Consider the following 14,883-nt stretch of genomic DNA (forward strand, 5'->3'; position numbering starts at 1 on the left):
ACATGCATAGAACATATGCAAAACCTGCAAGGGGAACATGCGATGCTGACGAAAAAACAACTCGACCTGCTAGAGTTCATTCACAAGCGTGTACAGCGCGACGGGGTGTCGCCTAGCTTTGATGAAATGAAAGAAGCTCTAGATCTGCGATCCAAGTCGGGAATTCACCGTTTGATCACAGCATTGGAAGAGCGTGGATTTATTCGCCGCCTCGCGCACCGCGCACGTGCCTTGGAAATCGTTAAGCTACCTGACGCGATGCAGGGCAAAACTGGATTTACCCCACGCGTGATTGACGGCGACAAACCCGACAGCACCCCTGCAACGGCTATGCCGATTGATAATGGCGCGATCGAACTTCCGCTGATGGGCCGCATCGCCGCTGGTGTCCCTATCGAGGCGATTAGCCAAGTATCGCATAACGTTTCGGTCCCGCAGTCAATGGTGGGTACTGGCGATCACTATGCGCTTGAAGTTAAAGGTGATTCCATGATCGAAGCGGGCATCAACGACGGCGATGTTGTTGTGATCCGTGAAACCACCGCTGCTGATAATGGTGATATCGTCGTTGCGCTGGTCGAAGGTCACGAAGCGACGCTAAAACGGTTCCGCCGGAACGGCGGTGCGATTGCGCTAGAGGCGGCCAACCCAGCCTATGAAACGCGGGTTTTCCGCGATGATCAGGTCAAGGTTCAAGGGCGGCTGGTCGGGCTAATCCGCACCTACTGAGTAGAGTATTCACGCTGCGTCAAGGGTCGCTCTGGCGGCCCTTTTTGTTTTCTTGGGTCAGGACCATATGGCCACCTGTCATTTCTGGCCCGGCATTCCACGGACGATCGCCGGCGACATCTTGGGCCGTCGTGACGACGAGGTCACCGTGTTCATTTGTATCTAAGGCAAGCGCACCAGTACGTCGCAGCCTGTCGATATCAAAAACGGCACACGGTCGATCGGCGTCGTCCTTCTGATTGCTGATAATCACGTCCGCGCCATCACATCCGTCCAATGCCGCAAGCGCAGTTTTTCCTGAAACCTGAAACACCGTCCAATCCCCAATCTGAACCCGCACGGCTCTCCCGTCACGATGATACCCGGGGCGGCCTGAAGCGATCTCTTGCTCGGTCACCGCACCATCATTTTCGAGCCAGATTCGGGCGACAAAGCTATCGCCAGTCGCCTTGGACAATGCACGTCCCTGCGCCCCCAAAACGCCAATCAAAGCACCACTGTCAGCGATCAATAGCTGCGGTCGGGTGGCCTGCGACCATGACACGGCTGCGCAAATCACTAGTATCGCGCCAGCAAATCGTGCCCTTCCACGCCACAGCACGCCCCAAAGCGAACCCATTGCAAGTAATGGCAAAACCCAAGGTCCTGGGGCAACAATATGCCCGACAGCCCCGTCCCAGCTGGAAACGGTTTCGGCAACCCACAAGATCCAGCGCAAACCAAAAGACATGAACGCAAAACCGATGCCCGACAGCCCAAGCGGCGCAAGGCAGATCGCCAGAACGGCTGCGGGCATGACCAGAACGCCCATCAATGGCACGCTGAGCAAGTTCGCGATGAGCCCAAAATGTGCGACCTGATTGAAATGCGCCGCAGCAAAGGGCGCAGTCGCGAGCCCCGCTACAAAAGATGACAAAACGACAGAAAACACAGCACGCAGCCATTTCGGCCAGCGTGACATGTCAAAGCGACGCAATGCGCCAAAGACCACCACCAGCGCTGTCGTCGCAGCAAAAGACATCTGAAATCCCGGCCCGGTAAGCGCCTCTGGCTGCCATAGCAGCACAATGATCGCAGCCATTGCCACGGCCCGCAACGTTAACGCGCGACGGTCCAACAGCACCGCTACCAACATCACCGCAACCATAATAAATGCGCGTTCGGTCGCGACATTGCCGCCAGAAAGCGCCAAATAGAATGCACCGACAACTAATGCACAGACGGCCGCGATTTTCTTGGTCTGATACCGAAGCGATATCGTCGCGCTTAGCGCCAGTCCATAGCGGACAAGCGCAAAGATGAACCCAGTTAGCAACCCCATGTGCAGGCCGGAAATCGCTAACAAATGCGCGAGATTCGCGGCACGTAAATTCGCCAGCGTTTCTTGGCGCATCGCGGATCTATCCCCTGTCATGATTGCAGCAGCGAATGCCCCTGACTCGCCCGGGATCGCCCCTTGGACGTAGCTGGATAATTTCGTCCTTGTGGCAAACACGCGCATCGCCAATGTTGGGTCACGCGGCGGGGTCAGTCGCAAAACGGGTGTACGGGTGTAACCAACAGCACCCAGCCCCAGAAACCACGCATGTCGTTGAAAATCAAAACCACCGGGTTCGGCCGGACCCGCTGGCGGCGATAGATGCCCGGTAAGGATCAAGGTTTCGCCCGGCTGAAAGCTATGGATCACTTGGTCGCCATGAACCGAGACGCGTACCCGCGCAGGTGTACGAGCCGGCGACATACGCGCAAGCACAACGTTATCTAGCGTTAATCTAGGTGCGTCACTTGCAGACCTATCAATATTAACCACACGCCCCTCAATCGGCCCATAGTACCGAAAACCAAGTACTGGTTCGGCAACGTGGGCGGTCCGCCATTCGGCGATCGCGGCACCTGCAAGGATAAGTGAGCAACCGACAACAAAGGGCGCCAGTGCCGGATGAACCCACCGCGATATCAACAGCAAGATAATCGCCACAAGCCAGACGCCCGCCATGGTCGCTTGGTTAGGTTCGTGAGAAAGCGAAAAATAGGTGCCAATCCCAATGCCGAGGCAAACAGGAACCCAGCCAATCAGCCCACCACGTTGTGCCAGAAGTGCATCAAGAAAAGCGGTGCGCACTTGTTCTTTACCCCGCAGTTTCGTATCCCCCATTCAATCCGGACACTACCGGAAAGCTGGTTAGCGAAAGGTTAATTCTCCATGTCAGTCGTCACACGTTTCGCCCCGTCACCCACTGGTGCATTGCATATCGGTGGTGCGCGCACTGCACTTTTCAACTGGCTTTATGCCCGCGGCCACAATGGTACATTTCTGCTGCGCATCGAAGATACGGACCAGTCACGATCAACGGATGAAAACAAACAGGCGATTTTAGATGGTCTGACTTGGCTTGGTCTTGATTGGGACGGCGAACCAACCAGCCAAGCCGCGAACGCGCCCCGTCATACCGAAGTCGCGCTGGAAATGCTTGCCAATGATCATGCCTACAAGTGCTTTAGCACCCAAGACGAAATCGAAGCATTCCGCGAAAACGCGCGTGCAGAAAAACAATCGACGCTGTTCCAGTCACCTTGGCGCGATGTTCCAGAGGCAGATCATCCTGACCTGCCCTACGTCATCCGCCTAAAGGCACCGCGCACAGGCAAAACGACCCTACATGACGAAGTACAAGGTGACGTTACTTGGTCAAATGACCAACTAGATGACATGATCCTGCTGCGATCTGATGGCACCCCAGTTTATATGCTGGCCGTTGTCGTCGATGACCATGATATGGGTGTGACACATGTCATCCGTGGTGATGACCATCTTGCCAACTCCTTCCGTCAGAACCTGATCTATGAGGCCATGGGGTGGGACAAACCCGTCCTTGCCCATATTCCGTTGATTTTTGGCCCAGATGGCAAAAAACTATCGAAGCGCCATGGCGCGACTGGTGCCGCAGAGTATCAGCAAATGGGCTATCCCGCCGCAGGCATGCGCAACTATCTCACTCGTCTAGGCTGGAGCCATGGAGACGATGAATTCTTCTCGGATGAGCAGGCCCGCGAATGGTTTGACCTAAATGGAATTGGCAAATCTCCTGCCCGTTTTGATTTTAAGAAGCTTGCAAACATCTGTGGTCAACACATTGCCGTGACTGACGATGCTGCACTGCTGCAGGAAGTGCATGAATATCTAGCATCTGTTGGCCAATCGCCCCTAACAGAAGTACAATCTGATCGTCTCTTGCGCGCAATGTACTGCCTAAAAGAACGCGCAAAAACCTTACCAGAACTCATTGAAAAAGCACATTTTTCTCTAGCACCGCGGCCTCTTGATCTGGATGAAAAAGCGCAGGCACAACTGAATGATGTATCCCGTGGTATACTGTCGGAATTGACGCCGCAGTTGCAAAATGCTAGCTGGACGCGTGACACCTTAGAAGGGATCGTCACGTCCATTGCCGAAGCTCACGATACGAAACTTGGCAAACTTGCTGGGCCGCTTCGTGCGGCGCTCGCAGGGCGTGCTGTCTCACCAAGTGTGTTCGATATGATGTTGGTCTTGGGGCAAGAGGAAACGATTGCCAGACTTCAAGACGCCAGCGACTGAAACCAATTCGTTACGATTGGCAGTTAACTGGAACACCGACGAATAAAGATGCGCCGGCGACGATTTGTCGTGCGCACCATATAAGGGGAAGAAATATGGCTGAAAATACAGATACTGCGAAATTAACCATTAAGGGCGAAACATACGAATTGCCGATCCACTCCCCTACGGCAGGCCCTGATGTAATCGACATCCGCAAGCTTTACGCACAAGCCGACGTATTTACATACGATCCCGGCTTTACGTCGACATCAGCTTGCGACAGCACGATCACATTCATCGACGGCGATAAAGGTGAACTGCTTCACCGCGGTTACCCGATCGACCAGCTGGCAAGCCAGTCTCATTATCTCGAAGTGTGTTACCTGCTGCTTTACGGTGAACTACCCTCCGCAGCACAGCTTGAGAAATTCGAACGTTTGGTGACCAACCACACGATGATTCACGAGCAGATGCACAACTTCTTCCGTGGCTTCCGTCGTGATGCACACCCGATGGCGACAATGGTCGGCGTTGTTGGTGCGATGTCTGCATTCTACCACGATTCCACTGACATCAACGATGCGCACCAGCGCGAGGTCGCTTCGATCCGCCTGATCGCCAAGATGCCAACAATCGCTGCGATGGCCTATAAGTACTCGATCGGTCAGCCGTTCGTATATCCACGCAACGATCTGGATTACGCTGCGAACTTCTTGCACATGTGTTTCTCGGTCCCTGCCGAAGAATACAACGTGAACCCAATTCTGGCCCGCGCGATGGATCGTATCTTTACGCTGCACGCGGATCACGAACAAAACGCATCAACTTCGACTGTGCGTCTGGCGTCTTCTTCTGGTGCGAACCCGTTTGCATGTATCGCTGCTGGTATCGCATGTCTTTGGGGTCCTGCCCACGGTGGTGCGAACCAAGCATGTCTGGAAATGCTTAAGGAAATCGGCACTGTTGACCGCATTCCTGAATTCATCGCCCGTGCGAAAGATAAGAACGACAGCTACCGCTTGATGGGCTTTGGCCACCGCGTTTACAAAAACTTTGACCCACGCGCGACCGTGATGAAACAGTCTGCTGACGAAGTTCTTGAACTGCTTGGCGTGGAAGACAACCCACTGCTGCAGGTCGCAATGGAGCTGGAAAAGCAAGCGCTGGCAGATCCGTATTTCGCTGAGAAAAAACTGTTCCCGAACGTTGATTTCTATTCGGGCATCATTCTCGAAGCGATGGGTTTTCCAACATCCATGTTCACACCGATCTTTGCATTGGCACGGACTGTTGGTTGGATTTCCCAGTGGAAAGAACAGCTTGCTGATCCACAGCTAAAAATTGGTCGTCCTCGTCAGTTGTATCTTGGTGAAACCGCCCGCGACTACATCGACATCGAAAAACGCTAAATGATTAGGCCACCTTCGGGTGGCCTTTTTTATCTGGCACATAGTTCCCAGCGAGACATAAAATGGCTAATCCGTGATGCTAACCACTGACCGCCTTGTCCTTCGTGAGCCGCGTCTTGACGATTTAGATGCAATGTACGCGCTATATCGTGATCCCCGCGCGATGAACTATTGGTCAACCGCCCCGCATGCGGATAAATCAATAACCAAAACGCTGGTCGATCGCTTCATCGCGTCGTGGCAAGATAGCCCAACCTATTTTCAGATCACGTTAGACGACATCTACATCGGAAATGTCGGAAACCATCGTGACAACGAAGTCGGATTTATTTTGCACCCCGACCACTGGCGCAAGGGTTATGTATTCGAGGCTATGCAAGCCGTGACCGCATATCTATTTGATACGACTGATCACTCCGAACTAATCGCCGAAGCCGACCCACTAAATGTGGCCTCTGTCGGGTTACTTCATCGCTTGGGGTTTACTGAAACACACCGCGAGAAGAACACGTTTTGCATAAACGGCATTTGGTCCGACAGCGTGTATTTTGTCTTGCCGCGCCACGATGGAAAGCGTTAGCGTTGTCTTGGTCATCAGTTCACCAAGGCGTCGCCGATCCGCTTAGATCACGCTAAACCTGACATTGGCAGAATAGACCGCTGACCTTTCAATCAGCCGGGCGACAAGGGCGACCATCAGACCAAACTGGGTTCCGGCACAGATTGTAGGGGCAAAATATGCCACGCCAAACACAACAAATCGCGATCCGCGACTTATCCGCATTTACCAAAGCGTTGCGAAGCGCGTTGCAGCAGCAAGACAGTTTTCCGGGGCATGCAAAGATGCTGTCACTGGTCGCTAAGGCTGCAGGATACGAAAATTATCAGCACTTAAAGTCTGAAACGCCGACATTAGCCAAAGAACCCAGCACACGCACGCTAGAAAAGGCGCTGCGGGTCTTTGACGATGATATCATGACGCGCTGGCCGCAGCAGACTTCGGTGCAGGGATTGTGCCTATGGGTATTCTGGGCTGCTTTACCGGCCAAGCAGGATCTAAGTGAAGCGCAAGTCAACGATATACTGAAAGCGGGTCACAGTTTTGGCGATCATGCACTGTTGCGGCGGTCATTAATCGACCACCGCCTTGTGACACGCACAACCGATGGAAAAACCTATCGCCGGATTGAACAAGCGCCCCCAGCGGACGCGCTTGCCCTACTTGCGCAGGTTCAGCGCCCTTCGTAGCGGGGCGCGCGCTTTTCAAGGAAGGCTGTGACGCCTTCTTTGAAATCATGTGTGTTGCCACAAACGGCTTGCAGCTTGGCCTCAACGGCTAGCTGCTCGTCCAATGTGTTTTCCAATGACCCGCGAATGGCCTTTTTTAGCTGTTCGTAGGCGACGGTTGGACCATTCGCCAACTGCTGCGCCCGAGATTTGATATGTGCTTCAAATTCAACCGCTGGTGCGGTTTCATAAATCATGCCCCAGTCACGGGCCTGATTGGCGCTTACTTTATCAGCGAAAAGCGTTGAACCCATCGCACGTGCCGCCCCAATTTGGCGCGGCAGCCAATATGTACCACCTGCATCTGGGATCAGACCAATGCGGGTGAAGGCCTGGACAAAATACGCATCCTCGGACGCGATCACTACATCAGCGGCCAAAGCAAGGTTCGCCCCTGCCCCTGCCGCTGGCCCGTTCACGGCGCAGATGGTTGGGATCTTGCAATCAAAGATCGACTTGAGCATCGGGACGTATTCATCGCGCAGGGTGGCTTCCATGTCGATGATCCCGCCCGCCGCGGCATCGGCCAAATCTTGACCCGAACAGAAAGATGCACCCGCACCCGTCATGACGACAGCACGCGCGTTTTGCTCTGCGTCGTTAAACGCATGCGTAATCTCAAGCCGCATCTGCGTGTTCAACGCATTCATCAAAGCAGGCCGATTCAGCGTGATGTAGGCCACGCCTTCGGTGATCTTATATGTGATTGCTTGATAATCCATGCGCGTATCCTCTGTCTGCGTTGCGCATACAGTATCCGAGTAACGCGCCACGCAAAGCACGACGGGGCGTCACTGTTTCAGGATTTTTTCGAGCGCTTCTTCTTCGTCTTGGCTTAGCGGCTCTGGTGCGATGTTCCGACGGCGAATGGCGGTTATCCCAACCCAAAGCGCAAGCAGCAGCATCAAAGGGGCCGCTAACCAGAGGATCAGGTTTGCACCGCGCGCATCTGGACGCAGCAGAACATATTCCCCGTAGCGGCTCACCATATAGGTGACAGCCTCTTCATCGGTATCACCAGCGACCAGCCGTTCACGCAAAACGATGCGCAGTTCTTGGGCAAGGGTCGCATTCGATTCATCGATGGTTTCATTCTGACAAACCGGGCAACGCAGCCCCTGCGATAATTCACGCGCGCGCTCTTCTAGTGCGGGGTCATCCAGAATTTCTGACGGCTCAACCGCAAATGCAGGCCCCGAAAGAATACATAAGATCAGGATCAAACGTTTCATTCTGCGGGCACCATGTTTGTTTTCTTTGCGGATGCCGCGCCAACGCGCAGGCGACGGTCAGACAAGGAAACGAAACCACCAAGCGCCATTAACAGCGCCCCACCCCATATCCAGTTCGCGAATGGTTTGACGTAAACGCGTACCGCGTAGCCACCATCCACCTGCGGATCACCGATGACAACATAGATATCGCGCAGGATACCGTTGCGAATAGCGGCTTCTGTCGTCGGCATTTTCGCAACCGGATAGAACCGCTTTTCCGGCGTCAGTACAGTCAGCTGCTTGCCCCCACGCCAGACGCTCATATCGGCCATTGTCGTCACATAGTTCGGCCCTTCGACGCGGCGTACATCATCAAGGGTAAAGCTAAACTGCCCAACGTCCCAACGGTCGCCAATATCAGTCACGCGGATGTCTTCTATTTCCCACGCCATCATTGCAGCGATACCAAAAATCGTGACGCCCATGCCCATATGCGCAAATGCTTTGCCCCAGTCGGCGCGCGGCAAACGCCGCATTCGGCCAAGGCGATCCAGCCAACCGCCACGACCACTCCGCATCCAAATATCAGCTAGCGCACCGCCTACGACCCAAGCACCAAGTGCAACACCGATCGGCCCCATCGCGGAACGCCCACTTTGAACAGCATAGGAGAGCAAGCCCAGTGCAATCGCCAAAACAAACCATGGCAGCAAAGGTTTTGTAGCGCGGGACAGGCTGCCCCGCTTCCAAGCAAGGATTGAACCAATCGGCAGAACCAACGCGAGCACCACCATAAAGGGCGTGAACGCGGCCTCAAAGAATGGGGGACCGACGGATAATGTCCGACCGAACAGCATTTCCGCAACAAGCGGCCAGATCGTTCCTATGAAAACAACAAAACAGCTGACGGCCAGCAGGACGTTGTTCAGAACCAACGCGCTTTCGCGGCTGACCGGAGAAAACACACCTTTGGATTCCATCGAACCCGCACGCACAGCAAACAGCGTAAGCGCCCCGCCTAGGAAAACAGCCAGAATAATCAGGATAAGCACGCCGCGCGCCGGGTCATTCGCAAACGCATGGACCGATGTCAGCACCCCAGACCGCACGATGAACGTCCCTAGCAAAGAAAACCCGAACGCCAAGATCGCAAGCAAGATCGTCCAGCTTTTCAACGCTTCACGTTTTTCCACCACGATAGCAGAATGCAGCAATGCCGCTGAAATAAGCCAAGGCATAAAGGATGCGTTTTCAACTGGGTCCCAGAACCAAAATCCGCCCCAGCCCAATTCGTAATAGGCCCACCAAGACCCCAAAGCGATCCCCAGCGTCAGGAATACCCAAGCGGCCAGCGTCCATGGGCGCACCCAGCGCCCCCATGCGGCATCAACTTTGCCTTCAATCAGCGCCGCGATTGCAAAGGAAAACGCCATACTTAGCCCCACATACCCAAGGTAAAGAAAGGGCGGGTGAAACGCGAGGCCGGGGTCTTGGAGCAGCGGGTTCAGGTCGCGCCCGTTCAACGGTGGCACCGCCAGACGCAAAAACGGATTAGAGGTGAACAGGATAAACGCAAAGAACGCGACGGCAATCGAGGCCTGTACCGCCAACACACGCGCCCGCAGCCGGTCAGGAAGGTTACCGCCGAAAACGGCCGCGCTTGCCCCAAACAGCGTCAGGATCAGTTGCCACAACAGCATAGAGCCTTCGTGGTTCCCCCAAACGCCGCTGATCTTATAGATCATCGGCTTATCCATGTGCGAGTTCGCGTAGACGAGTTGCAGTGAAAAGTCTGACGTCACAAAGGCCCACGTCAGCGCACCGAACGAAATCGCCACAAGCAGAAACTGCGTGATGGCCGCGGGTTCGGCAACAGCCATCCAAGAAGGGTTATTGCGGTGTGCACCGATCATCGGGATTACCATCTGAAAGATAGCAACGCCAAAGGCTAGAATCAGTGCGAAATGTCCAAGTTCTGTAATCATAACAACATGCATAACCGAAATGGTTCATCGGCAACATGGGAACCCGGTCAAATCCCCGATACATATTGCCGCTACTTTGGCTTAGATGCGCAGACCACCTTGTAATGCGTAGGTTAACGCCCCCATCAAAAAGCCACCGATCATTAGCCTGACAAGCCACTTCAACGTGTCTTCAATCGCACCCAGACGATCCGACACGTTTTCCCTGTGCACTTCATCAACGGCGTTACGGGTTTCAAGTGCCGTTATCCGGCGGCTAACGTCGTCGAACCAATCTTTATCCATTTGTGGACTGCCAATCGGCCAATGCTGGGTTATCGTTTCTTACTGGCTTGCGTGCCTCTGCAACTGCCATTGTGGCCGCGATAGATCTTTGGAATTCTTGCCCCTTCACCTGATGCCGCGCACCAAAATAAAAACTGACAATCGCTGTCATCAACCACCAAAGCGGTTCAGGCACGAGCGCAAGCCCCTCCATGCCACGGCTAAATTCCTCGGGGTTTACCATTGCGCCGACAAACAGCCAGATCGTACCAAGCGCCAGAAAAGGGCGCGGCAAACGGTTCAACCCGTCAACAAAACGATCAAACAGCCCGCGTCGGGGATGAATAAACTCTGACGCAAACTGTTGCAGGCTTTCTGACCGCGCATTCGCATTACGAACAGCCCGCGCTTCTGCGTTTTCACGAAACACCTCTGCAGCCTCAGATACGACATTGCGGCCGTCACCAAATAAGAATGTCATCAAACCGGCGATCAAACCCATTGCGCTGTCCTTTCACGATGTTGCGTCTCGGTCAGGTGATAACGCTCGCTGATGAATTCCTCGGCACGCGTGATCCACCCGCCCTTACCACCATCACGCCGCCGCGCGTATTTGCGGCTCGCGGGTCGGCGACCAGCAAGATCGTAATAGTAGTTACGACGGGCAATTCCGTAGGCATCGACCAGATGATCAGGCGCTGCGCCAATCGCGCGTCTAGCCGCCGAAATCGTCTGAGGCCCGATGACCCCATCTACGGAAACCTCAATGCGCATATCGTTTAAAAGGCGCTGGAGTATCCGCACAGCGTTCGCACCGGCATTCACGTACATATCAAAAACAGACGGCTGAATTGCGACAGGCAGCTTGTCGATCTTGGGCGCGTGAAAGTAGTGTTCGACAAAAATAGAAACCGCATGAGCACGGGTCAGAACACGAACGTCAGCCTCTGTGACTTGATCGTCGCCGGTCAAATCCATCCCAAGCCTGCGCAGGGTATGAACAGTGACGCCGTATTTGGTCGCCCCGCCGGGGTCATCTGCATCGTTCACATAGCCGCCTTCGCGGGCGACAATTTCGGTGGCAATTTCGGTAATGCTTTGCATCGGCAGCCCTCATGTCTGTGCGACACAGAGGCTGCGCTAGATAAGTTAATTCGTTACCGCAGTACCGTCCGGTGCAACATACGTGCCCTGTTCTTTCAGCGCATCAAGCACTTCTTTTGGCATGTATGTTTCATCATGTTTAGCAAGAATTTCAACAGCTTCAAAGCGACCGTTAATGTAATTCCCCTGCGCGACCATCCCCTGACCTTCGTCAAAAAGGTCCGGCAAGATACCAGAATACGCAACGTTGATTGATGCGCCGCCGTCAGTGACGGAAAATGTGATCTCTTGCCCTTGACCACGCACCAGAGTGCCCGCCTCGACCAGCCCACCAATACGGAAACGCTCATTTGGTGACGGAGGTGCGGCGACTACCTCGCTTGGAGAACGGAAGTATTGGAAGCTGTCATCAGGCAAGAACCACAAGGCGGTCAAAATCGCCGCGACACAGGCACCGGCGATGCCGATGACCTGAACGCGACGACGCTTTTTGAGGCTCTTTAAGCCGCTCATGGGAACACAGGTGCCATCATCAGACCTTCGGTCTCTGGCAGTCCCAACATCAGGTTCGCGTTTTGCAACGCCTGCCCCGACGATCCTTTGGTCAGGTTGTCCAAAGCGGCAATCACGATGGCACGGCCGGGAATACGATCAGCAACAACGCCGATATGGCAGAAGTTCGACGCACGAATGTGCTTGATCGACGGGTGCTGCCCCATTGGGAGCATCACGATAAACGGCTCGTCCGCATAGGCGGCAGCAAGGGTGTCATAGATCACCTGCGGATCGCCCTGCACATATGTCGTCGCCAAGATGCCCCGGTTCGCAGGGATCAGATGCGGCGAAAATTGGATATTCACCGGGCGACCAGCAATAGCGCTGAACTCTTGATCAAACTCACCCAAATGGCGATGGGTGCCGCCAACCGCATAGGCATGCGCCCCTTCGGACAGTTCGGCGTGCAGCAGGTTTTCTTTCAGGCTACGCCCTGCGCCCGACACTGCAGCCATCAGGTTCAGTACAATCTGGTCAAGGTCAATCACCCCAGCGGCGATCAACGGACACAATGCGTATTGCCCAGTGGCCGCGTTACACCCTGTGCCGGCAACCAAGCGCGCGTTCTTGATGTCATCGCGGTAGAATTCAGTTAGGCCGTAAACCGCCTCTTTCTGCATCTCGACTGCCGCGTGAGGTTTACCGTACCATTTTTCATAGGCGGCCGGATCACGCAGCCGGAAATCGGCAGATAGGTCCACGATTCTCAGATGTATTGGCAGTTTTGAAATCACGGCCTGCGATGTGGCATGCGGCAAAGCACAGAACACAAGGTCCACACCATCAAATGACATCTCTTCGATTGTGGTTAGCACAGGCAAGTCGACATGACGCAGATGCGGAAACACATCGGCCATCGCCATGCCGGCTTTGGAGTTACCGGAAAGCCCGACAATATTCAGGCTTGGATGAGTAGCAATCAACCGGACAAGCTCTGCCCCGGTATAGCCAGAAGCTCCAAGAATGGCGACATTGTAAGTCATAGTATTATCCCTTTGGGACTATATTTAGGTATGATCAGGCTGCAGTAAAGGTGATCTGTCGTCGCAGGAACTGCGTCGCACGCGCCGATACCTTTTTCGGGTCGCCAGTCGTCAGGAATGCCGCATCCGTACCCGGCCCCACCATTTCAGGGCGACGGGCCAAATAATCGGCAAGGCTGTCGGCAACCAAGTTGGCCTGACTAAAGACTTTGACATCCGGGCCAAGGGCCGCCTGAAATTCTGCTTCCATCAACGGATAATGGGTACATCCCAAGATCGCGGCGTCTGGCGACGGCATCTTACGCATCAGCGCATCAACGTGGGACCGCACCAATGCATCGGCAAGGATCATATCCCCGTCTTCGATGGCATCGACGACACCACCACAGGCTTGGGCCTCTACATCGACACCAATTGCACGAAACGCGAGCTCTCGCTGGAACGCGCGGCTTGCCACTGTTGCCGGGGTTGCAAAAAGCGCGACGTGTTTGGCGGCGACTTCACGCGGTGGCGAATTATCGCCCCATTGGCGTTCTGTCAGTGCTTCGATCATCGGAACGAACACACCCAGCACACGTTTGTCTTTGGGCACCCAGCTTTCTTGCATCCGGCGCAGTGCAGCGGCAGACGCCGTATTGCAGGCCAAAATGACCAAATCACAACCAGCATCAAACAGACGCGTCGTCGCGGCGGTTGTCAGGTTGTAGATATCATCAGGGGTCCGCACACCATAAGGCGCATGCGCACTATCACCCAAATAAACAAGAGGAACATCGGGCAACCGCTTTGCAACAGCATCAAGTACTGTCAGCCCACCTAGCCCACTATCGAAAATCCCGACGGCCATCACGCACCTTGTATTTTGCCTCAAATTCATGCCCCAAACGACTTGAGTCTATAGGGCTTGGGCTTAGGTCATACGTGGCTTTACGCAGGAAATCCATGCATCCTTTGGGGTCTTTTTTATAGGGCAACAGCGCGTCCGGGGATATCGGGTCACCGATGACCACCCGAACGGGTTTATTCACGCGGGCTTTGAACTCTCGGATCAAAAGACCCATGCGTAAGTTGTTGTGAATATGGCTAGCCAATTGGAACAGACGGCTATTGCCCCCTTCAAAGAAAATCGGAACGACAGTCGCGCCTGATTTTGCGATCATCTTGGCGGTGAACGTCCGCCAGCCCGGATCCATGGGTGCAGAAAAAGGGGTCGCGGCGGTGGATACCGTACCGCCCGGAAACACACCAATCGCCCCGCCTGCGGACAAATAGCGCACGGCCTCGGCGCGGGTGGCCAAATTCAGCTTCGCCGCCTCTTTCGTCTCATCAAACGAGATCGGCAAGATCACCCGCTCTAGATCGGGTGATCGACGAAACACACGATGCGCCAAAACCCGAAAGTCGCCATCGCGGCGCTGTGACATGATCCGGCCCAGCATAAGCCCATCAAGAATCCCATAGGGATGGTTGGCAACAACAATGACGGGACCAGTCGCAGGAATGTTTTCAACAGACCCTGAAATTACGTTAAGGTCTAGCCCGTAACGCCTTGTAATAACGTCCCAAAAATCCTTCCCTGAGGCCACATCAAGATCGTAACCACGCGCTTTGCGGATAAGCTGCAAGCGGCCCGTCGCGTTTTCCATCACGCGCACAAGAGTTCGGCTACCGCGTCCCTTTACTGAGGTCGCGTAGGATATGTCGCGTGCGACTTCGCGTTCTTTTTTCGCCATTTACTCGGGCCTGATCAAAATCGTTCCGCATAGATTACCA

General features: G+C 54.5%; 16 protein-coding genes. 5 read left to right on the forward strand and 11 right to left on the reverse strand.

Annotated elements, in window-relative coordinates; genetic code table 11:
- Positions 1-42: 42 nt before the first annotated feature.
- Positions 43-729 (forward strand): transcriptional repressor LexA, encoded by a 687-nt coding sequence (lexA, locus tag CYQ09_RS05910; RefSeq protein WP_106744615.1) that lies wholly within the window; start codon positions 43-45, stop codon positions 727-729.
- 19 nt (positions 730-748) lie between these two features.
- Here the strand turns inward: lexA and CYQ09_RS05915 are convergent, their stop codons facing one another.
- On the reverse strand, positions 749-2,884 hold the full coding sequence (locus CYQ09_RS05915; RefSeq protein ID WP_106744442.1) for a ComEC/Rec2 family competence protein: 2,136 nt from the start codon (positions 2,882-2,884) through the stop codon (positions 749-751).
- Between the two features lie 48 nt (positions 2,885-2,932).
- Here CYQ09_RS05915 and gltX point away from each other — a divergent pair, with 48 nt between their 5' ends.
- From gltX to CYQ09_RS05935, 4 genes are all read left to right on the forward strand, one after another.
- On the forward strand, positions 2,933-4,327 hold the full coding sequence (gene gltX, locus CYQ09_RS05920; RefSeq protein WP_106744443.1) for a glutamate--tRNA ligase: 1,395 nt from the start codon (positions 2,933-2,935) through the stop codon (positions 4,325-4,327).
- A 95-nt stretch (positions 4,328-4,422) separates the two neighbouring features.
- Complete coding sequence (locus CYQ09_RS05925) at positions 4,423-5,718, forward strand: citrate synthase (protein ID WP_106744444.1); 1,296 nt, start codon at positions 4,423-4,425, stop codon at positions 5,716-5,718.
- A gap of 76 nt (positions 5,719-5,794) precedes the next feature.
- Positions 5,795-6,298, forward strand: a complete 504-nt coding sequence (locus CYQ09_RS05930; protein WP_106744445.1) for a GNAT family N-acetyltransferase — start codon at positions 5,795-5,797, stop codon at positions 6,296-6,298.
- Between the two features lie 158 nt (positions 6,299-6,456).
- Positions 6,457-6,966, forward strand: a complete 510-nt coding sequence (locus tag CYQ09_RS05935; RefSeq protein WP_106744446.1) for a DUF2087 domain-containing protein — start codon at positions 6,457-6,459, stop codon at positions 6,964-6,966.
- Here CYQ09_RS05935 and CYQ09_RS05940 read toward each other — a convergent pair.
- The 10 genes from CYQ09_RS05940 to CYQ09_RS05985 form a co-directional block, all read right to left on the reverse strand.
- On the reverse strand, positions 6,951-7,727 hold the full coding sequence (locus CYQ09_RS05940; RefSeq protein ID WP_106744447.1) for an enoyl-CoA hydratase-related protein: 777 nt from the start codon (positions 7,725-7,727) through the stop codon (positions 6,951-6,953). The genes CYQ09_RS05935 and CYQ09_RS05940 overlap by 16 nt on opposite strands.
- A 69-nt stretch (positions 7,728-7,796) precedes the next feature.
- Complete coding sequence (locus CYQ09_RS05945) at positions 7,797-8,237, reverse strand: cytochrome c-type biogenesis protein (protein ID WP_106744448.1); 441 nt, start codon at positions 8,235-8,237, stop codon at positions 7,797-7,799.
- Entirely contained in the window at positions 8,234-10,204 is a 1,971-nt protein-coding gene (locus CYQ09_RS05950) for a heme lyase CcmF/NrfE family subunit (protein ID WP_106744616.1), read from the reverse strand. Before CYQ09_RS05950 ends, CYQ09_RS05945 begins: the two co-directional genes overlap by 4 nt.
- Before the next feature lie 81 nt (positions 10,205-10,285).
- Positions 10,286-10,489 carry a hemolysin XhlA family protein gene (locus tag CYQ09_RS05955; RefSeq protein WP_106744449.1) on the reverse strand — a complete coding sequence of 68 codons (204 nt, stop codon included), beginning with the start codon at positions 10,487-10,489 and terminating at the stop codon, positions 10,286-10,288.
- Entirely contained in the window at positions 10,482-10,970 is a 489-nt protein-coding gene (locus CYQ09_RS05960) for a holin family protein (RefSeq protein WP_106744450.1), read from the reverse strand. The genes CYQ09_RS05955 and CYQ09_RS05960 overlap by 8 nt, the downstream gene beginning before the upstream one ends.
- Complete coding sequence (locus CYQ09_RS05965) at positions 10,961-11,572, reverse strand: holin-associated N-acetylmuramidase (protein ID WP_106744451.1); 612 nt, start codon at positions 11,570-11,572, stop codon at positions 10,961-10,963. Before CYQ09_RS05965 ends, CYQ09_RS05960 begins: the two co-directional genes overlap by 10 nt.
- A 45-nt stretch (positions 11,573-11,617) precedes the next feature.
- Positions 11,618-12,085 carry a cytochrome c maturation protein CcmE gene (ccmE, locus tag CYQ09_RS05970; RefSeq protein WP_106744452.1) on the reverse strand — a complete coding sequence of 156 codons (468 nt, stop codon included), beginning with the start codon at positions 12,083-12,085 and terminating at the stop codon, positions 11,618-11,620.
- Positions 12,082-13,110, reverse strand: a complete 1,029-nt coding sequence (gene argC, locus CYQ09_RS05975; protein ID WP_106744453.1) for an N-acetyl-gamma-glutamyl-phosphate reductase — start codon at positions 13,108-13,110, stop codon at positions 12,082-12,084. The genes ccmE and argC overlap by 4 nt, the downstream gene beginning before the upstream one ends.
- Before the next feature lie 34 nt (positions 13,111-13,144).
- Positions 13,145-13,957 carry a glutamate racemase gene (locus tag CYQ09_RS05980; protein ID WP_106744454.1) on the reverse strand — a complete coding sequence of 271 codons (813 nt, stop codon included), beginning with the start codon at positions 13,955-13,957 and terminating at the stop codon, positions 13,145-13,147.
- Positions 13,935-14,843 carry a lysophospholipid acyltransferase family protein gene (locus CYQ09_RS05985; RefSeq protein WP_106744455.1) on the reverse strand — a complete coding sequence of 303 codons (909 nt, stop codon included), beginning with the start codon at positions 14,841-14,843 and terminating at the stop codon, positions 13,935-13,937. Before CYQ09_RS05985 ends, CYQ09_RS05980 begins: the two co-directional genes overlap by 23 nt.
- Positions 14,844-14,883 lie beyond the last annotated feature (40 nt).

Source organism: Yoonia maritima (genome assembly GCF_002933395.1).
Taxonomy (GTDB): domain Bacteria; phylum Pseudomonadota; class Alphaproteobacteria; order Rhodobacterales; family Rhodobacteraceae; genus Yoonia; species Yoonia maritima_A.